The sequence below is a fragment of the Ruegeria sp. HKCCD7181 genome (assembly GCF_057221055.1).
In genome coordinates this window covers 266,032-286,256 of sequence record NZ_JBWVBC010000003.1, presented here as the reverse complement: position 1 = coordinate 286,256, position 20,225 = coordinate 266,032, and the positions used below count along the sequence as shown (strand labels likewise).

The following is a 20,225-nucleotide window of genomic DNA, read 5'->3' as shown; positions in this document are numbered from 1 at the left end:
TGACAGGCAGATGCAGGATACGAACGCATTGGTACAGATGGCGCCGGGCGCACAGGCCCCGGTCGTCGGCGATGAAGACGACACGCCTCAGGTTGTCCCGCGGTCGCTGAACAGCAAAGAAAAAGCAGCTGTTATTGTACGGCTGCTTTTGAACGAGGGCGCGGACATACCGCTGGAAGAACTTCCCGATCCGCTTCAGGAACAGTTGACGCACCAATTGGGGCGCATGGGATTGGTGGACCGGGCCACGTTGGCTGTAGTGGCACGGGAGTTCGCGGACGCATTGGACAGTGTTGGGCTGTCCTTTCCCCACGGACTTGCAGGCGCGCTGGACGCGGTCAACGGTAAGATCGCGCCGGCGACAGCAGCACGGCTGCGCAAAGTGGCCGGTGTTCGGCAAATTGGCGACCCGTGGCAACGGCTGCGCGAAGTACAGGTGGAGGATTTGGCCGAAATGGCGCAGGCCGAATGCACCGAAGTCGCTGCTGTAATGCTCTCAAAGCTTGAGACGGCAAAGGCCGCAAAGCTGCTGGGGTATCTGCCCGGCCCCGTCGCGCGACGGATCACCTATGCGGTATCGAAAACAGCCAACGTAACGCCGGCAGCCGTGGAGCGGATCGGCTGGTCTCTGGCTGCCCAACTGGATCAGCGCCCTAGCCCGGCATTCAAGGAGGGTCCAGGCGCACGTGTGGGCGCAATCCTGAACCAGTCGGCGGCGACGACAAGGGACGGATTGCTAACCGCTCTGGATGAAGAGGATACGGATTTCGCCACTACTGTTCGCAAATCCATTTTTATCTTCGCCCATATTCCAAACCGCATTCAACCGCGCGATGTCCCGGCAATCCTGCGTGGAATTGAGCAACCCGTTTTGGTGACCGCATTGGCCGGCGCAAGCGCCGAGGATGATTTGGCGTCAGTCGATTTCTTGCTGTCAAACATGTCCACACGCATGGCCGACAACCTGCGCGAAGAAATGTCCGACCGCGGCAAGGTCAAGCGGTCTGACGCTGAAGACGCCATGTCAAAGATCGTCGCGACAATACGAGCGCTACTGGAGGAGGGCACAATCGACTTGATCGAGGAAGATGACAGCGCCGACTGAACGATGCGGGCACGGGCAGATTACGGACACTTGTGAACGGCTGGCGGGGACTGTATGTCTTGTGCCGCAAATCCCAACACTTGGTGAGTCCTCCCCATGCCCGCAGAAAAGTCGGAACTGAGCCGATTTGAGCTTGGAAAATACTACATTGCCAATCTGTTCCTGAAAGGCGCGATCGGCAGTATGAGCCTGCTCCCCTACGAGCGGCGTATCGCTGCAATGGGGGCGATCATGCGGTGGCTGGCGCCTGTGGTCGGATTTCGTACCCGCGTGCGGCGCAACCTGAAACTCACTTGTCCGGACCTGTCCGAAGAAGAAGTCAAACGCATCTGCCGTGCGGTACCGGACAACGCGGGCCGCGCGATCATGGAGCATTTTTCGCCCAAAGGGTTCATTGAACGGCAGACCAAAGCGAAAATTTCAGGTCCGGGTATCGAGGCGTTTGACAAGGCCGCCGCGGAGGGCCGGCCTGTCATGTTTATTACCGCGCATTTCGGTCACTACCTTGCGGCGCGGGTCGCCTTACAAGCCCGCAGTGGTGAACCCATCGGGTGTTTGTATCGCCGTATGGCCAATCCTTATTTCAACGAAATGTACGTGGACGCCTTCTACAAAACCGGCTCTCCGATGTTTGAACAGGGCCGCCGGGGCATGGTCGAAATGGTACGCACCCTTAAAAGTGGCGGAATTATAGCCATTGTGTCAGACCTTCATGCGCAGGGTGGCGAGGAACTGACATTCTTCGGCAAACCCGCCGTGACTTCGGTTCTGAACGCGGAATTGGCGATCAAGTACAAGGCTGTCCTGATCCCCTGCTATGCTGTCCGTCAGCCTAACGGCATCGATTTTGAGATCGTTCTGCACGATCCGGTTCCGCATACCGATCCCAAGACCATGACGCAATTCACCAATGACGACCTCGAAACGATGGTTCGTAAACACATGGGCCAGTGGTTCTGGATCCATCGGCGCTGGAAATCCTGGAGAGGGCTGGGCGTTAATCCCAAAGACATGCCCTGACTATCTGACACGTGCCGCTGCAACGATCGGCCCGTGCCCAGCCCGCTGTATCAGAACAACAGCAGGAAAATCGTGGGACAGCGTGGCCGTAAACCTTTGCGGCGCAATCCCATCCCATTGCCCTGCAATCTGCCAGCTTTCCACCACGGTGGCGTAGTCCAGGTCGTGCCCAGCCAATTCACCACGGCGGATCGAAGCGTGGCGCATTGGTGAATACTGCACAATCCGTACGTCGTAGACTTCGCCCTCGGGCAGGTCGACAGGTATAACGTCGACGGCAACTTCATTGCCTGTGCGTTCTGCGTTGACTTGGGCCTCGGGGGCGGCGGTCAAATGCGCGTTGATGATCCGGTCCAATTCCCGTTTCTTGGCACCCACAACGTCCTGCTGTCCATTGATCACCATCTGAGGCGTGTAAATCATCGAACGCCCCCCTTCGCGCGCATAAGCGCGCTGGCGTTTCGTGTGATCGGGATCGGCATATTCGTCCTTCCAACCGATATAGTCCCAATAGTCCACATGCAGCGCCAGACCGATCACATCATCGCGCTTGGCCAGATCATGCATGATCCGATCCGCCGGAGGGCAGGACGAGCAGCCCTGCGACGTAAACAGCTCAACCACTACCGGGTCGGATTCGGCCTGGGCGACAGGAACAAGGAACAGGGAAGCAAGCGCAATTGCGGCGGGTTTGAACATGATTGAACTCAGCCTGATGGGTGATACCCAATACCTAAACTGATAGTATCTCACCCACCAATCAAGGTTTCTTGAGGCCGGTTAAGCCCTTCACACGAAAAAATGTGTGCAATGGTATACAAAAATTGCCGCACCTGGCCTGTTGGACCTTGAACCAGCGGCTTTGGTGATGCAGATAGCCCCCAGCGAATCCCATATTCCACGTCATTTGAGAGGGAGGCCACAGATGCCCATCAAAGTCGGACAGGATACCGCCAAGACACGCCGCAGCCTGAGCGTGAATGGCAAGTCCATTTCCTATTATTCGATCCCCGCCGCACAAGAAGCCGGTCTGGGTGATTTCTCGAAACTCCCCGCCGCGCTGAAAGTGGTGTTGGAAAACATGCTGCGGTTCGAGGATGACGGTTTCTCGGTCTCGGTCGACGATATCAAGGCGTTTGCCGAGTGGGGCGCCAAAGGGGGCAAGAACCCACGCGAAATCGCTTATCGCCCTGCGCGCGTACTGATGCAGGACTTCACCGGTGTTCCCGCCGTTGTGGACCTGGCAGCGATGCGTGACGGGATCAAAGGCCTGGGCGGCGACGCACAGAAGATCAACCCATTGAACCCGGTTGACCTGGTCATCGACCACTCGGTCATGATCGACGAGTTCGGCAACCCGCGCGCGTTCCAGATGAACGTGGATCGCGAATACGAACGCAACATGGAACGGTATCAGTTCCTGAAATGGGGCCAGAACGCCTTTAACAACTTCCGCGTTGTGCCCCCCGGTACCGGTATTTGCCACCAGGTGAACCTGGAATATCTGGCGCAGACAGTCTGGACCGATACGGACCAGAACGGGGACGAAGTTGCCTACCCCGATACGCTGGTCGGCACCGACAGCCACACCACGATGGTCAACGGTATGGCCGTTCTCGGCTGGGGTGTCGGCGGGATCGAGGCCGAGGCCGCGATGCTGGGTCAGCCGATCTCGATGTTGATTCCCGAAGTTGTGGGTTTTGAACTGACCGGCGCGCTGGTCGAAGGCACCACAGGCACGGACCTGGTTCTGAAAGTCGTGGAAATGCTGCGCGAAAAAGGCGTTGTCGGCAAATTCGTCGAATTCTACGGCGAAGGCCTGGACCGTCTGCCGCTAGCCGACCGCGCAACCATCGCCAACATGGCACCGGAATACGGCGCGACCTGCGGCTTCTTCCCGATTGATGGCGAAACGCTGCGCTACATGCGTAATACCGGCCGCGACGAAGACCGTATCGCGCTGGTCGAAGCCTATGCCAAAGAAAACGGGTTCTGGCGAGGCGCGGATTACGCACCGGTCTACACCGACACCCTCTCGCTGGATATGGGCACCATCGTTCCCGCGATCTCGGGCCCGAAACGCCCGCAGGACTATGTCGCGCTGACCGACGCCAAAACCGCTTTCACCAAAGAGATGCAAGAGACCTTCAAGCGTCCGATGGGCAAGGAAGTCGCTGTCAAAGGCGAAGACTACACCATGGAATCGGGCAAGGTCGTGATCGCCTCGATCACCTCGTGCACCAACACTTCGAACCCCTACGTGATGATTGGTGCAGGCCTGGTGGCACGCAAAGCGGCCGCGTTGGGTCTGAATCGTCAGCCTTGGGTGAAAACCTCGCTGGCGCCCGGATCGCAGGTTGTGTCTGCTTATCTTGAGGCCGCTGGGTTGCAGGAGGATCTGGACAAGATCGGCTTTAACCTCGTCGGCTATGGCTGCACCACCTGTATCGGCAACTCGGGTCCGATCCAGCAAGAAATCTCGGAAGCCATTGCCGAAGGTGATCTGGTCGCCACGTCGGTTCTGTCGGGCAACCGGAACTTCGAAGGCCGTATCTCGCCAGACGTCCGCGCCAACTATCTGGCCTCGCCGCCGCTGGTCGTGGTCTACGCGCTGGCCGGTACGCTGGATATCGACCTGACATCGGAACCGATCGGTCAGGACAAGGATGGCAACGACGTCTATATGAAAGACATCTGGCCCACGACACAGGAAGTCGCCGAGCTGGTCGAACAGACCGTAACCCGCGAAGCGTTCCGGTCGAAATACGCAGACGTCTTCAAAGGCGACGAAAAGTGGCAAGAAGTCGAAGTTCCGCAGCAGGAAACCTATGACTGGCCGCCGACCTCGACATACATCCAGAACCCGCCCTACTTCCAGGGCATGGGGGCCGAGCCGGGCACCATCTCGAATATCGATGGCGCAAAAGTTCTGCTGATCCTGGGCGACATGATCACCACCGACCACATTTCGCCCGCTGGTTCCTTCGCGACGACGACGCCCGCCGGTAATTACCTGACCGAGCGCCAAGTGCAGCCGCGCGAGTTCAACTCGTATGGCTCGCGCCGCGGCAACCACGAAGTCATGATGCGCGGCACCTTTGCCAACATCCGTGTCAAGAACGAGATGCTGGACGGTGTCGAAGGTGGCTACACCAAGGGCCCGGATGGCGAGCAGACCTCGGTTTTTGAAGCTTCGATGGCACATCAGGCCAACGGCACTCCGCTGGTCGTGTTTGGTGGCGAACAATATGGCGCCGGGTCTTCACGTGACTGGGCGGCCAAGGGAACAGCGCTTCTGGGCGTCAAGGCTGTGATCGCCGAGAGCTTTGAGCGTATCCACCGCTCGAACCTGGTTGGCATGGGCGTTATCCCGTTCGAATTCACCGGCGGCGATACCCGCAAGTCGCTGGGCTTGAAAGGCGACGAAACAGTCTCGATCCACGGTCTGGACTCGGTCGAGCCGCTGCAGGAAGTGCCCTGCACCATCGTCTACGGTGACGGAACCGAGAAGACCATCACCCTGAAATGCCGGATCGATACCGCGCCCGAAATCGAGTACATCGAAAACGGCGGTGTGCTGCAGTACGTGCTACGGAATCTTGCCAAGGCATCTTAATTCGGCGGCATAGCAACAAGTTCAAACCCCCGGTCTCGCGCCGGGGGTTTTATTGTTTTCTGGTCATTCATTCGAAAATCTGAAAGTGTTCGAGCAAGGTTAACTTCGGAAAATCAATAGTATGGAAAAGCCAAACGCCTTGTTGGTCTGCTCACTCAGCGTCATTGCAGTGATCGGGATATGGGGCGTCGTGGACATACAAAGCTTGGTGACCTGGGCGAACGGCATCGTTCAACAAACCTTCCACAGCCGTGGCTGGTTCGTGATGCTTGCAGCCTCGGGTATGCTGATCGGCTGTTTGGTCTTGGCTTTCTCCCCTTATGGCAAAATTCGCCTTGGCCGGGACGATGAGGAACCAGAGTTTTCCACTGTTACATGGATTTCAATGTTGTTCTCTGCCGGCATGGGCGTCGGCCTGCTGTTTTGGGCTGTGGCAGAGCCACTGACCCACTTCAGTTTCATTTCGACAAAGGCCCCGGACTTCATAGCTGCACAGCAAGCCATGCTCGCGACCAATTTTCACTGGGGTTTACACGCTTGGGCGATCTACGGGTCCACCGCGCTTACGATTGCGTATTTCAGCTTTAGGCGCGGCACCAGCATGATGGTCAGCGCGCCCATTAAAAGCTTGTTTCCGGGCGAACGATGGGCCGAGCGGGTCGGGTGGTTTTCTGACTTCATGGCAATTGTTGCCATTGCCATCGGTGTCGGCGGCTCGATGGCAATGGGCGTGTTTCAGGTCGCAGATGGCATAGCTGTCATGGGCGGGTTGGATACGGTCGGCACACTTCTGATAGGTGCTGTATTTGTGGCCATGGTGGCCGCGTATGTTCCTGCCCTAATGATCGATCTGGGTCAGGGCATGGCGCGCCTGTCGAACGCCGCGATGCTGATCGCTGTCAGCCTTGTCGCCTACACCGTGATTCTAGGTCCAACGGAATACCTATTGAATACAGTCGTTCAGGGATTCGGAGACTACGTTACCAATGTTATTCCCAGAGGGTTCCAGACTTATACCTTCTTTGGCGATGACGTTGCCAAATGGTTCAGCGACTGGACGTTGACCTACATGGTCTGGTGGATTGCCTGGGGGCCGTTCGTGGGCGTATTTGTTGCCCGCATCTCTCGAGGCAGGACGATACGCGAATTCGTGATCGGTGTTTTGTTCGCTCCGACGTTGTTTTCCATACTCTGGTTTGGTGCGTTCGGAGGGATCGGCTTGTTTGAAGCTTTAGAAGGCGCAGGTGAGCTGCTGACCCTGACACAGACGAATATCGAGCGTGTCACCTTTGCCCTACTCGACCGGCTACCGCTGTCACTGGTTACGACCTTGGCGACGGTGCTGGCTGCGTTTCTCTTCATTGTCACCAGCGTCGTGAGTGCGGCATTTGTCTTAGGCACCTTTTCGACCGGAGGAGATGAAAACCCACCGCCACGCGTTCGACTGATCTGGGGCGCATTGCTGGGCCTTCTAAGCGTGGCCATGATCCTATCAGGTTCTGTAGACTCGGTGAAAATCCTGATCTCTCTGGGTGCTTTGCCATTTGTGTTTATCTCGGTGCTGCTGATGGTTTGCCTGATCCGCGGACTGCGAGAGGAAGGAAAGCACGATGTTGATCGGTGATCTTACAGATACCCTGATGAATCTCGTAACCTTTGCCTTCATCGCGGCAATGATCTGGATTCTGTTGCGAAGGTAGCTGAAGCCAGCGCACTTACCGCTTTCGATATAAGTCTGAAAACCAGCATTGAATCCCGAACGTTTTCCCGATCTTTTGTCCGTCATGGAAAAAGTAGCTTTGATCACTGGCGGATCACGCGGCATCGGTCGCGCAATTGTCGAAGACCTGAAACGCGATCACCGCGTGGTTTTCACTTGGAATTCCACGCCTCCAGCGGATGCCCTTCTAAGCGACGACACTTTGCCCATAAGATCTAATCTGACACAATCAGACCAGGCCGAAACGGTGATTGATCAAACCTTGCAGCGGTTCGGGCGTGTTGACGTAATTGTAAACAACGCGGGTCTTGTGAAGATGACGCCCAAAGAGGATTTCACGTTCGACGATCACCGGGAGATTCTGGACTTGAACCTTTTGGCCCCGGCTGCACTTTTGTCAGCCGCGTTGCCGCATTTGAAACGGGGCGCGGCTATTGTCAGCATTTCCTCCGTGAATGCAGTTTTGCCGCCGCGGGACGCAGCCACTTATGGGGCCAGCAAAGCCGCCCTGAACCTCTGGACACGGGCAATGGCGAAAGAGCTTGGGCCGGACGGTATTCGCGTCAACGCCGTCGCACCCGGAGCTATCAACACTCCCGAAGCCCCACGGTCAGACGAGTTGACGGCCAAGTTCGTGGCGGAGACGGCACTGGGCCGCGCCGGAGTGCCCGCCGACATTGCAAAGGTCGTCCGCTTCTTAGCCTCGGACGATGCCGCATTCATTACAGGCGAGACTGTGTCTGTAACGGGTGGGTACAGATTGTAGGAAAATGAAAGCTGGTTGTCAGCCGCCCGCAGCTTTCTCCAGAGCTGGTCGGATCGTATTTTCGATCACACGCTGTGTAACCGGGCCGGCAAACCTTAAGATAATCGTTCCGTCACCGTCGATCACATAGGTTTCCGGAACGCCGTAAACGCCCCAGTCGAGGCCCATGCGGCCTTTTTCATCCCGACCTATGGCCCGGTAGGGGTCGCCCAATTCCGTCAGGAAGGCCTCGGCATTGTCCAACTTGTCCTTGTAGTTGATGCCATAGACCGGAATACCTTCGTCCGACAGCGCCTGAAGGTTGGGATGCTCAACCCTGCATGGTGCGCACCAGCTGGCCCAATAGTTGACCAGCTTTACCTCGCCATCGCGCAGCGTTTCATCATCAAAGCCAGGTTTGCCGGCAAACTCAGTCAGGACCACCGGCGGTGCTGGCTGACCTTCGCGGGCAGAAGGCAGTGAATTCGGATCGTCGCGAAACATACCGATCCCCGCCAGAACAGCGAAGGCGCCGAAGATCAGCGGCGGCGCAATCATCAGGGGTGAGATCTTAGCCATTGCGAGTCATCCTCTGCTCGACCTTCTCCATCTCTGCCCGAACCTTGCGACCTCGCATCACGCTGAAAACCACCAAAGCAATCAGCAGTAAGATTGACGCCCCATAGGCTGACAGGACCGTGTCAGAATATTTGCCCAGATCGGGAATCATGCGTTCACCCTTTCCCGTGCAAGCAACGCCTTGATCCGGCGCGCCCGAATTTCAGTGCCGGTGCGATAGAACACCAGCGCAATGAACAGCAGTACAAAGCCAACGATACACAGAAGCAGAGGGTAGAAGTAGATATTGCTAACCTTTTCCTCGGTATCTGCACCAGTCACTGCGGCGGTCCGCATGACCGAAGCCCCCTGATGCAAGCCCTGATTCCAGAAGTTCACCGCGTAACGGCTGAGCAAAGCAAAGACCGAGCCGACAAGACACAGGACCGAAGTCAGATCGGCAGCGGTATCAGGGTCTTCAATGGCTTCCCAAAGCGCGACATAGCCCAAGTAGAACAAAAACAGGATCAGGAATGAAGTCAGGCGTGGATCCCAAGCCCACCAAGTGCCCCACATTGGCTGGCCCCAGATAGCCCCCGTTGCCAACGCAATCAGGGTCATGACGATACCGATCGGGGCCGCGGCACGCGCGGCCAATGCGCTGACATGATGGCGCCGTACCAGCCACACCAGCGACGTCGCCAGCATCATCAGCCAGCAATTGATCGCCATCAGTGCCGCAGGTACATGCAGGTAGATGATCTTGACCGTCGATCCCTGCTTGTAATCGTCCGGCGTGAAGAAGAACCCCCAGGTCAACCCCACAGCCAGACAGACGGCAGAAGTGATCCAGAAGAACGGCAGTATCCGCTCGCTGGTGGCGAGGAACTTCCTCGGGTTGGCGTATTCCCAGAGGGCGTTGGCTTTGGCTGCGATAGACATGGGCCTTATCTAGTCCGACTCTGTGGTGTTCTCAATTGACCTCAGTCAAGATTGATCGTGTTAACGAAGATTGATGCGCAATACCGCAGCGCTGGCAAAGGGCAGCAGCGCGACGGTCGCAGCGGTGATCCCGGCCAGCATCAGCAACGGAGTTTGCGTTTCCATGCCTGTAGCACCGCGACGGGCGACCTCGGCACCAAAGATCAGCGTCGGGACATAAAGGGGCAGAACCAAAAGAGAAAGCAGCAGTCCGCCGCGCTTCAGACCGACCGTCAGAGCCGCACCAAAGGTACCGATGACGCTCATGGCCGGAGTGCCGATCAGCAAGGAGATCACCAACCAGAAGAACCCCGGCACTGGCAAATTCAACAGCACGCCTAGAAACGGAGCGGCCAGGACCAGCGGCAAGCCGGTGGTCAGCCAATGGGCCAGCGCCTTGATCGTCACAACCGATTCCAACGGCAAAGGGGCGGTGGCAAGCAGATCCAGCGATCCATCTTCCCAATCCAGCGCCAGCAGGCGATCCAGCGACAGCAGGCAGGCCAGAAGCGCGCCCAGCCACAGCACACCCGGCGAGATGGTCGACAGCAGCGAGGATTGCGGACCAACCGAGAACGGTACAAGCACGGTAACGATCAGGAAAAATGCCAGACCCAGACCAAATCCTCCGCCCGCGCGGAAGGCCAGTTTCAAGTCGCGCAGCAACAGGGCGATCACAGGAAACCTCCGTCAAAGTCGTCGATGGGTTTCGGCTTGGCCTTGTTGTGGCCGACATCCAGCACCTCACCGTCCAGCCCGAGGTCGATATGGGTGGCAATCAGCGCCGAGCCGCCCTGCCCCAAGTGTGAGCGTACAGCATTTGCGAACATCTGAACGGCATTGCGGTCGAGCGAAACCGTTGGTTCGTCCAGCATCCAAATCGGCCGCCCTGTCACCAGCATCCGCGCCAGACCTAGCCGCCGCTTTTGCCCTGCAGACAGATTGCCCGCGTGCCTGTCCGACAGTTCGTTCAGATCGAACGCGTCCAGCGCAGGCTGAATGCTTTTTGTGCCAAAAACAGCCGCCCAAAACGTGAGATTCTCGGTCACGGTCAGCGTGGGCTTTAGCCCATCGGAATGAGAGGCGTATGCAATCTGATCCTCGGCACCCTCAATCCGGCCTTGTAACGGTGGCTGCAGCCCCGCCAGAGTCCGCAGCAAAGTTGTTTTTCCGATGCCGTTTGGCCCGCGCAAAATCAGGGCCTTGCCCGGCTCCAGGACAAAGTTCAGCGCTTCGAGTACGGGAATGCCGCCACGGGTGATGGCCAGATCGGTTACGGTCAGTGTCATGAGGTTCCGCTTAGCCGATTGCTGTCACAGGCAAAAGGTCGGATTTGCCGCAGGTGGCACCCGTAGCTCAAACCGGTATCAGAGCCGCAGCGATACGGCGACCTTCAGACAACAGCACATTATAAGTACGGCAAGCTGCTGGCGAGTTCATGGTCTCAACGCCCACCCCGGCCTCTTCCAGTGCGTTTCGTAGGTCCGCTGGGATATGGGACAGATCCGTACCGGTACCAATGAACAGAACATCCACATGGTCGGACAAATCAAGCAAGGGTACCTGATCAGAGTATCCGCCCCAGTTGGCGGTGCCAGTGGGCCCGGTCAGGACAGGCCCCTCATGAACCTGGCCGCCAATACGGAAAAAGCCCGGGCCATAGCCGTCGATCGGAACGGCGTTGTTATAGGTGATCTCATTCAATCGCATGTGGTTCTTCTAGCCCCAAAGCGGCAGGCCGGACAAGGCCGCTGCCGCAATCGCAAGATATGAAGCGCCCCGGTACAGCCCTTCCCGTTCGGGTCGGAACAACCACCCGCCCATCCAATTCCCGGCCATATTCGGAATGGCCAGAAAAAGACCGAGCCCAGCGGCAGCAAGGGTTACGCGACCCATTCCCGACAGATACCCAAGGATCAGAAAATCGAAGGCAAACAGAAACAGGAATATGGTGGCCCGGATCACTTCAACCGGCAGTGGACGCGCCATGTAGAACAGAATAACCGCTGGACCAGGGATACCCGCAATCCCACCCAAAAACCCTGCCACGCCGCCAATGAAGGCAACCATTCCGCGTGACACTGCGCCGCGGTAGCGCAGACCGAGGATCAGGATCAACACCATGGACAGCGAGATCAGACTGACCGCGTAACGGAAGGCTTCGGGCGAAACTTGCGTTAGCAACCACAGCCCAGCCGGTAAGACTACAGCGCAACCGACCAGCAATCGCGCAAGGTCGGGCTTGCTGACATCATTCCATGCGCGGCGCAAGTTCGGCAGCGGGCCGAACATATCCATGAAAGTCAGCGCAATTAGTGCGTTAAACGGGCTCAGGTATTGGCCTGCGACCGGCAGAAAGATCAGTGCCGTTCCGAAGCCGGAAAATCCTCGCACCAGACCGCCCATGAGCGCGGCGAGTGCGATGAAGGCCAGCCCCAAGGGGGGCTGGCCAAAAAACTCAGGCATCGACGTTGGCAAACTGGTTGCCCGCCGTGTTCGACGGTTTGGACCAGTCGCGCTTGACGCCGAGCCACAGCAGGATCGTCGACGCCACGAAAACCGAGGAGTATGTCCCTATGATCACGCCCCAGATCATCGCAAAGACGAATCCGCGGATCACGTCCCCGCCCAGCACATAAAGCGAGATCAACGCCAGCAGAGTCGTAACCGATGTCATCACAGTCCGGCTGAGCGTTTCGTTGATCGAGATGTTCAGGACCTCTTTGAGGTCTTTCTTCTTGTACTTCCGCAAGTTCTCGCGCACGCGGTCGAACACAACCACGGTGTCGTTCAGCGAGTAGCCGACGATAGTCAAAAGCGCCGCAATAATGGCAAGATCGAACCGTATCTGCAGCTCGGAAAAGATCCCGATGGTCAGAAGCACGTCATGCACCAAAGCAGCCACCGCGCCCAACGCGAACTGCCATTCGAATCTCAGCCAGATATAGACCAGTACTGCTCCGATCGCCAAAGTCACGGCAAGGACGGCTGTCTGGATCAATTCACCCGAAACCTTGGGGCCTACTGATTCCACCGACACGAATTCGATATCCGGAGCGGCAACCGTCAGAGCCTCTTCAACCGCCACGATTGTCGCCGCCGACACGGCCTCGGCACCCTCCTGAGCCTGAATGCGGATCATTGCGACGTTTTCATCCGGACCAAAGGTCGGGTCGAAAATCTCGGTAATGGTCACGTCCCCAAGCTCCAACGGCGCGATGGCACCGCGATACGCGCCGACATCGATCTCTTGCGTGGATTGCGTCCGAATTGTGGTGCCACCCCGGAAGTCGATGCCGAAGTTCAGCCCCTGCAGCATGAAAGACGTGAAGGCCACGACCATCATCAGACCGGAAATGCCCAGCCAGATCTTCCAGCGGCTGAAGAAATCGAACGAGGTGTTTTCGGGTACGAGTTTTAGTCTCATGTCAAACCTCGATCATTTTCGGTCGGCGGCGTTCGAACCACATCACGATTATCAGACGCGTCACAAAGATCGCAGTGAAAACCGAAGTCAGAATGCCCAGGCCCAGAGTGATGGCAAAGCCGCGCACAGGACCACTACCCATCGCAAACAGGATCACAGCAGTGATGAAGGTCGTCACGTTGGCATCCAGAATAGCAGACAATGCCTTTTCATAACCAAGCTCGATCGCCCTTGCCGGCCCCTTGGCAGACTTCAGTTCTTCTCGGATACGCTCAAAGATCAGCACGTTTGCATCGACGGCCATACCGACCGTCAGAACGATACCGGCGATACCCGGAAGGGTCAGCGTGGCCCCGATCATCGACAGCAGACCAAACAGCAGGCCCACATTGATGATCAACGCAATGTTGGCGAAGATACCGAACATTCCATAACTGAGTGCCATGAAAGTCAAAACGGCAACAAAGGCCACGATGGTTGCCACCTTGCCCGCATCAATACTGTCCTGCCCCAGTTCGGGGCCGATGGTGCGTTCTTCGAGGAATTCCAGCCCCGCAGGCAGGGCACCGGCACGTAGAAGAACGGCTAGATTGGTGCTTTCCTCGACAGTGAAGTTACCAGTGATGATACCCGAGCCGCCCGGAATATGGCTTTGGATTACAGGGGCCGAGATCACTTCGTCATCCAGAACAATGGCAAAAGGTGCGCCGATGTTATCCAGCGTGTAATCACCGAATTTGCGGGCACCAGAAGTATTGAACCGGAAACTGACCGCCGGGCGACCGTTCTGGTCAAACGAGGGTTGCGCGTCCACCAATTCCTCACCGGTCACGACGGGGGCGGATTCGATCGTGTAAAACACCCCGTTTTCGTCGATCGAGGGTACAATTTTTTCACCTATCCCCGGTACGGCGTCCGGGTCGGTGCCACGCCCGGCGACCGGGTTGAAGGTCAGCTGGGCCGTGGTGCCGATGATCTCTTTCAGCTCACCTGCACTTCCGATGCCCGGCACCTGGATCAGGATACGATCGGTGCCTTGGCGCTGAATGGTCGGTTCGCGCGTGCCTACCTCATCGATCCGGCGGCGGACGATCTCCAGCGATTGACGTACGGTGCGGTCGTCCGATGCCAGTTTTTCGGCTTCGGAAAGTTGCACGACGATCGTATCGCCTTCAGCCCGCGCCTCGATATCGGTTGCGCCAACGCCGGTCAGGGTCTGTACCTGACGGGCCAGACCACGCACGACTTCCAGCGCGCGTGACATGCCCTCGGGTTGGCTGATTTTGATCCGAATCTCATCCGGGTCCGACGGTTGCTTGCGGATGGTGCCCACTGTCGCCCGTTCGTCCCGCAGCGCATCGCGGATTTCAGGCCACATTGCCTCCATCCGGGATTCGTAGACATCGCCGACCTGAACTTCGGCCAAAAGATGCGCGCCGCCCCGAAGATCGAGGCCAAGATTAACCAGTGACGACGGCAGCCAGTTCGGCCATTGCCCCGCCTCGGCCTGCATTTCGGGGGTGTCGATACCAAGCTCGATAGCAGCCTTGGCGTCGTTCGATTGCTCGACGCGCGTATAAAACGCATTCGGCAGGGCCATGAGCAGGCCGATCACACAGACCGACCAGATCAGAACCCGCTTCCAGGTGTCAATTTGCAGCATTACCCTGCCTTTTCAAGGGATTGCAGTGCGAACTTACTTCGCCGGTTCTGTCTTGTTCAGGACCTGAGAAATGGTTGCCTGAACAACGCGCACCTTGACGCCCTCTGCAATCTCGACCTCAACCTCGCCGTCATCTTTGACCTTGGCGACCTTGCCGATCAAACCACCCTGCGTGACGACCTGATCTCCACGACGCAGCGCGTCGACCATGGCCTTGTGTTCCTTCATTTTCTTTTGCTGCGGTCGGATCAGCAGGAAATACATGATTGCGAAAATCAGGATCAGCGGGAGAAACTGGGCGATTGCGCCACCTTCCATGGGATATTCCTTTGTTCTGGTGTTGCGGAGGGCTCTCCGCAAATTTGGCGGGAACCTATGCCTTGAACCAGACGTTTGCAAGCAAAGGCGGCACCGCAATGTGCGGCGGCGTCCCTGCGGCCCTGCAGGATCAGGCAAACCGTTGCAGATATGTCCTAGGCACATCAGTCAAGTTGAGTATAGTCACTGCATAGGGGGACAAATGACAAAACCATTCAAGCCTTTCCTTTTGCTGTCTTATTTTCTGGCTTCGCTGGCGTTGGGGTTATGGCTTGTCAGTCCGGTTTCGGCACAGGAAGTGCCCCCTGTCATTGCTGAAACCGAAGCCGAGGAATCGGATGAATTCATGGCCCCGGTTATTGTGGATGGGGAAACCCTGTTCCAGCTCCGCGGCTCTAGCGCCCTGCCCGCCCCCGAGCGCGCAGAGGATGTGCAGAACAAGATCATTGAAGTCGCCGAAGCCTCTGATGCCAAGACCGTAGTAATTACCTTTGAAGAGACCGAGTTTGGAATTCGGATTCTGGCTGACGGCACCAGAATCTCGATCGTGACGGACGCAGACTCCGAGTTGGACCAAATGGAACTCAGCGTTCTGAGTTTGTTGCACGGCAATGCAATCAAGGAATCCATTGAAGCCTACCGCGCCAACCGAACCGACAAGGCGCGCGTGTCCGGCGCGATTGAAGCAGCCGGTTGGACGCTTGCATTTGCCTTGTTTGTCGTAGTGATCCTATGGCTGCATCGCCGGATCAGACGGCGTACCTTGCGGTTCGTTCGGCGGTATCTGAAAGACGTCGAAACCGCTACGGCCGAAACTGTACAGGCCGAGGCAATGGCCGCGCTGATCCGCTACGGTCTGAATTTTTTTCTGCTAACCATCTTCTTTCTAGGGTTTTATTATTACCTGTCCTTCATCCTACTGGCTTTTGCCGAAACTCGGTATTTTGCCCAGATTTTGCTGACTTATCTGACCGAACCGGTCCTGCAAATCGCCAAAGGCATCTTCAGCTATCTGCCAAACCTGATCATGCTGGGTTTGATCACGTGGGTTACCATGTATGTCATCAAGGGTATGCGCGTTTTCTTTGACGCAGTCGAAGCCGGAACGTTTGATCTGGGCGACTTTGAAAAACATTGGGTGAACCCGACCTTCAATATCGCACGGGTCATAGTCATTCTTATCGCACTGGTGTTCGCAGTACCCTATATTCCCGGATCGGACTCCGCCGCGTTTCAGGGCCTGACAATTTTGGTGGGCGCGATGCTGTCCCTTGGTGCGAACTCCGTTGTGAGCAACATGCTGGCCGGTCTTTTCGTCATCTACCGCAGATCCACTTCGATTGGGGATCGAATCCAGATCGGCGATCATATTGGTGACGTCGTGCAGATCAAGCTGATGGAAACACACCTGAAATCCATCAAGAATGAACTCATCTCGATACCCAACGCACAGCTGATGAACTCTGACGTTATCAATTTCTCGAAGAAGACGGATGGAAGCGGGCTTTTACTCCACACCACGGTGGGGATCGGTTACGAAGAACCGCCCGAGAAAGTTGAGGCAATGCTGATCGAAGCAGCTTGTCGGACAAAGGGGATCAAGAACAAGCCGGAACCCTTCGTTCTTTGGACCGCGCTGGCAGATTACGCGATCAACTATCAGATCAACGGCTACACAACCCGCGGCAGCATCATTCCTAAGATCCGGTCAGACCTGCATCGCAATATCGTCGCTGTGTTTAACGAGAACAATGTTCAGATCATGACCCCATCCTACATGGCGGACCCGCCCGAGCCGAAAATCCCCTCTGAGGCATGGGATGGCCACTTGGCGCACAACTCCGGCGAGGATGCCGGGAAGTAAGCATATTTTGCGTATCCTGCAGCTACACCCTGCCCGCCAGATGGTGCATAAGCGGATTTAGTGATTCCCGCATTTAAGGATCTGAGACATGCACGACATCCGCGCCATTCGCGAAAACCCCGATGCCTTCGACGCCGCCCTTGCGCGCCGTGGGGACGCGCCGGTGTCGTCGGACCTTCTGCGGCTGGACGAAAGCCGTCGCGCCAAAATTCTTGCCGCTGAAACTGCGCAAGCTGAACAGAACAAAGCGTCGAAAGAAGTCGGTGCCGCCAAAGGGCGCGGCGACGAGGCCGAGTTCGAACGTCTGCGCGCACTGGTGGCTGAGAAAAAGGCCGAAGTGGCTCGGATGCAAACCGAAGCCAAGGATCTGGACGCTCTGCTAACCGATCAGCTGGCTCGCATTGCCAACCTTCCCGCCGATGATGTTCCTCAGGGCGCAGACGAAGATGACAATGTCGAGGTCAATCGCTGGGGCACACCGCGCGAGTTCGATTTTACGCCGAAAGAGCACTACGACATCCCAGCCGTCGCAGCGGCCATGGATTTCGAAACCGCTGCCAAGACCAGCGGCAGCCGCTTTGTGAACCTGTCCAAAGGCGTCGCCCGCATTCACCGTGCGCTGGCGCAATTCATGCTCGACACGCACATCGATAAGAACGGGCTGACTGAAACCCAGACACCCGTGCTGGTCCGCGATGAGGCGATGTATGGCACCGACAAGTTGCCGAAGTTCGGCGATGATAGCTATCAAACAACGAATGGGTGGTGGCTGATCCCGACCTCCGAGGTCACACTGACCTATTCGGTGGCAGGTGACATTCTGGACGAAGCTGCCCTGCCCATCCGTAAGACCGCACACACGGTCTGTTTCAGGTCTGAGGCCGGCAGCGCGGGCAAAGACACGGCCGGAATGCTGCGTCAGCATCAGTTCGAAAAGGTCGAGATGGTGTCGGTTACCCATCCAGACAAATCCGACGATGAACAAAAGCGCATGCTGCGCTGCGCCGAGGATCTGCTGGAACAGATGGGTATCCCCTATCGCACCGTTGTTCTGTGCACTGGCGACATGGGATTCGGCGCGCGCAGGACCTTCGATATCGAGGCGTGGCTGCCTGGACAAAACACCTATCGCGAGATCAGCTCGGTCTCGACCACCGGTGATTTTCAGGCCCGCCGTATGAACGCTCGTTTCCGTCCCGAGGCTGGCGGCAAGCCGGAATATGTTCACACACTGAACGGCTCGGGGTTGGCGGTTGGGCGCTGCCTGATTGCTGTGCTGGAGAACGGTCAGAACTCGGATGGCACGGTTACCTTGCCCAAAGTTCTGTCCCCCTATCTGGGCGGCAAGCTGACGCTGCAGCTGGACGGAACCCTGGCACAATAAAACCGGCGGCCCGTAAGGGCGCCGACCTTTACCGAACGAGGCGAAGAAGGATTACTTCTTCGCTTTTTTCTTGTCTTTCTTACCGTGCGACTTCTTTTTGTCCGTTTTCTTTTTGTCGTCCTTCTTCGACTTCTTGTCCTTTTTATCTTTCTTGGACTTTTCTTTGATCTTTTCCTTGGCCTTCTTGAAGGCGGCTTCCATCTCCGACTTCTTTTTGGCGGCCTTCTCGGCTTTGGCCTTGGCTTTCGCCTTTTTCTTGGCTTTGGCTTCGGCGGCTGCCAGTTCAGCCGCCGCGCGTTCCTCTGCCGCTTTGCGTTCAGCCTCGGCCTTTTGCGCGGCTGCCGTTTTCCGTGAAGCTGTTCGACGAGCTACTGGTTTTCGCGTAGCCGGTTTGCGAGCGGGCGCGCGCCGTGTGGCTGGCTTGACCACAGGCTTTGCACCCGCGGCCTCTTGTGCCGCCGCGATCAGAGAAGAAGCTCTTGCGGCACCGATGCGAGGGACATTGACCAGTTCCTCGGGCTTCGCTTTGGCCAGATCTTCAGCAGTTTTGTAGCCAATTGCGCTCAATGCCTGTGCCAGCGTTTTTCCTACGCCGCGCACGTTTGTTACTGCGGTCATTGCGGGTCCTTTCGTTGTCTCCTCATATCCACGTGTGTACGTGGCATATTCATTTTCACAAGAACGTACAGCCGCCGGGCTTGCGTCACTTCAGCCGCTACGGGCCAGTTGCTGATCCGACGTCTTTTTTGGGAAGGGAACAAGACGTTTCGTGTCTTCATCCCAAAGCTTGAGGTTCAAAGCCGCCACGGCCTCGGGGAATTTGATCCGGCGCGGAGTGTATTCAGGCGGCAGATTATAGTGGCATGCACGCAGCCGGTAGGACGGAATGCGCGCGTTGAAGTGATGGATGTCGTGCAACGTGATACAGGCCACAGCGTTATCGAACCACCAGCCAAAATCCAGCGCGGACGAGCCCTGCAGCGCCGCCAGTTTCGGGTCCAGGTCCGGACGGCGGTCCCAATAGGTGTCCTCGAAATTGTGTTGCAAATAGACGAGGAACACACCCAACATTCCGCCCAGAAGAGAAAACACCAGCCAGACCAGAATGCCCGTGGTTCCGGCGATCAAAAACAGCAGCCCCAGAAAGACGGCGATCGACAGGTTGTGCAGCAATACACCCTTTACCCCGAACCTAACCGTGTTTTTCGGCCAGCGGTAACGGATGAAATAGGTAAATAACGCCCCCGCCGGGACCAGGATGAATGGGTTGCGATAAAGCCTGTAGAACAAACGCGTTTTCCAATCCGCCGCGTTCCATTCGCGTAGTGTCATTGTATGGATTTCACCGGTTTCGCGGTGTTCCAGATTCCCGATACCCGAATGATGCAGGTTATGGTTTTGCTTCATCACTTCGAACGGCGCAAAGGTGAAAGGCGACAACCCGTGACCAGCCCATTCGTTTTGCTGGCGCGTCTCGAACAGAGAGTGGTGACCGCAATCGTGTTGCAGAACATAAAGGCGTACAGCGGAAAAGGCGAAAACCACGCCGACAGGGACCATGATGTACCAGCGATCGACATAAATAATCGCCAAGGCAAGCGAGGTGAAATACACCGCAAACGTTCCAAAATAACTCAGCGCTGCCAGCCTGTTATCCTGAACAGCGTATTGTCTTGTATAGTCTCTCAGGTCCATCCAGGCCTCTCTCCACGATGGCTTGGTACAAATCCAATTTTAATTGAAGCGCGCACTGGTCGCAAACAAGCAGCGCGCGCATAACAAATGCACACACGTGAATGCTAACGCGATGCCGGGGGTCTGTCA

General features: G+C 57.0%; 20 protein-coding genes. 7 read left to right on the top strand and 13 right to left on the bottom strand.

What is annotated here, in order from left to right; genetic code table 11:
• The first annotated feature begins 10 nt into the window (after positions 1-10).
• Positions 11-1,105 (top strand): flagellar motor switch protein FliG, encoded by a 1,095-nt coding sequence (locus tag AC2TCY_RS08130; protein ID WP_480846707.1) that lies wholly within the window; start codon positions 11-13, stop codon positions 1,103-1,105.
• A gap of 96 nt (positions 1,106-1,201) precedes the next feature.
• Positions 1,202-2,125: a lysophospholipid acyltransferase family protein gene (locus tag AC2TCY_RS08125; protein ID WP_480846706.1), complete on the top strand. Its 924-nt coding sequence runs from the start codon at positions 1,202-1,204 to the stop codon at positions 2,123-2,125.
• Here the strand turns inward: AC2TCY_RS08125 and AC2TCY_RS08120 are convergent, their stop codons facing one another.
• Positions 2,126-2,824, bottom strand: a complete 699-nt coding sequence (locus AC2TCY_RS08120; RefSeq protein WP_480846705.1) for a DUF1223 domain-containing protein — start codon at positions 2,822-2,824, stop codon at positions 2,126-2,128.
• A gap of 226 nt (positions 2,825-3,050) precedes the next feature.
• On the opposite strand from AC2TCY_RS08120, the gene acnA reads away from it, so the two are divergent.
• The 3 genes from acnA (at position 3,051) to AC2TCY_RS08105 (ending at position 8,227) form a co-directional block, all read left to right on the top strand.
• The gene (gene acnA, locus AC2TCY_RS08115; protein WP_480846704.1) at positions 3,051-5,741 is read left to right on the top strand and encodes an aconitate hydratase AcnA; all 2,691 of its coding nucleotides are present in this window, start codon (positions 3,051-3,053) and stop codon (positions 5,739-5,741) included.
• A 121-nt stretch (positions 5,742-5,862) separates the two neighbouring features.
• The gene (locus tag AC2TCY_RS08110) at positions 5,863-7,365 is read left to right on the top strand and encodes a BCCT family transporter (protein ID WP_480846702.1); all 1,503 of its coding nucleotides are present in this window, start codon (positions 5,863-5,865) and stop codon (positions 7,363-7,365) included.
• Positions 7,366-7,525: 160 nt separating this feature from the next.
• Positions 7,526-8,227, top strand: a complete 702-nt coding sequence (locus tag AC2TCY_RS08105; RefSeq protein WP_480846967.1) for an SDR family NAD(P)-dependent oxidoreductase — start codon at positions 7,526-7,528, stop codon at positions 8,225-8,227.
• Between the two features lie 18 nt (positions 8,228-8,245).
• Here AC2TCY_RS08105 and AC2TCY_RS08100 read toward each other — a convergent pair whose 3' ends face one another.
• The 10 genes from AC2TCY_RS08100 to yajC all read right to left on the bottom strand — a co-directional run bounded on the left by AC2TCY_RS08100 (position 8,246) and on the right by yajC (position 15,153).
• Positions 8,246-8,785, bottom strand: a complete 540-nt coding sequence (locus tag AC2TCY_RS08100; protein ID WP_480846701.1) for a DsbE family thiol:disulfide interchange protein — start codon at positions 8,783-8,785, stop codon at positions 8,246-8,248.
• The gene (ccmD, locus tag AC2TCY_RS08095; RefSeq protein WP_480846699.1) at positions 8,778-8,936 is read right to left on the bottom strand and encodes a heme exporter protein CcmD; all 159 of its coding nucleotides are present in this window, start codon (positions 8,934-8,936) and stop codon (positions 8,778-8,780) included. The genes AC2TCY_RS08100 and ccmD overlap by 8 nt, the downstream gene beginning before the upstream one ends.
• Positions 8,933-9,706, bottom strand: a complete 774-nt coding sequence (locus AC2TCY_RS08090; RefSeq protein ID WP_480846698.1) for a heme ABC transporter permease — start codon at positions 9,704-9,706, stop codon at positions 8,933-8,935. The genes ccmD and AC2TCY_RS08090 overlap by 4 nt, the downstream gene beginning before the upstream one ends.
• 60 nt (positions 9,707-9,766) lie before the next feature.
• Positions 9,767-10,423, bottom strand: a complete 657-nt coding sequence (gene ccmB / locus AC2TCY_RS08085; RefSeq protein ID WP_480846697.1) for a heme exporter protein CcmB — start codon at positions 10,421-10,423, stop codon at positions 9,767-9,769.
• The gene (ccmA, locus tag AC2TCY_RS08080; protein WP_480846695.1) at positions 10,420-11,034 is read right to left on the bottom strand and encodes a heme ABC exporter ATP-binding protein CcmA; all 615 of its coding nucleotides are present in this window, start codon (positions 11,032-11,034) and stop codon (positions 10,420-10,422) included. The genes ccmB and ccmA overlap by 4 nt, the downstream gene beginning before the upstream one ends.
• Positions 11,035-11,101: 67 nt before the next feature.
• Positions 11,102-11,455: an Mth938-like domain-containing protein gene (locus tag AC2TCY_RS08075; RefSeq protein WP_480846693.1), complete on the bottom strand. Its 354-nt coding sequence runs from the start codon at positions 11,453-11,455 to the stop codon at positions 11,102-11,104.
• 9 nt (positions 11,456-11,464) lie between these two features.
• The gene (locus AC2TCY_RS08070; RefSeq protein ID WP_480846692.1) at positions 11,465-12,211 is read right to left on the bottom strand and encodes a TSUP family transporter; all 747 of its coding nucleotides are present in this window, start codon (positions 12,209-12,211) and stop codon (positions 11,465-11,467) included.
• Positions 12,204-13,172, bottom strand: a complete 969-nt coding sequence (gene secF / locus AC2TCY_RS08065) for a protein translocase subunit SecF (protein WP_480846690.1) — start codon at positions 13,170-13,172, stop codon at positions 12,204-12,206. The genes AC2TCY_RS08070 and secF overlap by 8 nt, the downstream gene beginning before the upstream one ends.
• A 1-nt stretch (position 13,173) precedes the next feature.
• Positions 13,174-14,835 carry a protein translocase subunit SecD gene (secD, locus tag AC2TCY_RS08060; RefSeq protein WP_480846688.1) on the bottom strand — a complete coding sequence of 554 codons (1,662 nt, stop codon included), beginning with the start codon at positions 14,833-14,835 and terminating at the stop codon, positions 13,174-13,176.
• A gap of 33 nt (positions 14,836-14,868) precedes the next feature.
• Positions 14,869-15,153 (bottom strand): preprotein translocase subunit YajC, encoded by a 285-nt coding sequence (gene yajC / locus AC2TCY_RS08055; RefSeq protein ID WP_480846687.1) that lies wholly within the window; start codon positions 15,151-15,153, stop codon positions 14,869-14,871.
• 202 nt (positions 15,154-15,355) lie between these two features.
• Here yajC and AC2TCY_RS08050 point away from each other — a divergent pair, with 202 nt between their 5' ends.
• Entirely contained in the window at positions 15,356-17,017 is a 1,662-nt protein-coding gene (locus AC2TCY_RS08050; protein ID WP_480846685.1) for a mechanosensitive ion channel family protein, read from the top strand.
• Between the two features lie 88 nt (positions 17,018-17,105).
• On the top strand, positions 17,106-18,401 hold the full coding sequence (gene serS / locus AC2TCY_RS08045; RefSeq protein WP_480846684.1) for a serine--tRNA ligase: 1,296 nt from the start codon (positions 17,106-17,108) through the stop codon (positions 18,399-18,401).
• A 51-nt stretch (positions 18,402-18,452) separates the two neighbouring features.
• On the opposite strand, the gene AC2TCY_RS08040 is transcribed toward serS, so the two are convergent.
• Both AC2TCY_RS08040 and AC2TCY_RS08035 read right to left on the bottom strand, forming a co-directional pair.
• A complete protein-coding gene (locus tag AC2TCY_RS08040; protein ID WP_480846682.1) occupies positions 18,453-19,019 on the bottom strand; it encodes a helix-hairpin-helix domain-containing protein in 567 nt (188 codons plus the stop codon).
• Positions 19,020-19,109: 90 nt separating this feature from the next.
• Positions 19,110-20,096 (bottom strand): fatty acid desaturase, encoded by a 987-nt coding sequence (locus AC2TCY_RS08035; RefSeq protein WP_480846680.1) that lies wholly within the window; start codon positions 20,094-20,096, stop codon positions 19,110-19,112.
• Between the last annotated feature and the right edge of the window lie 129 nt (positions 20,097-20,225).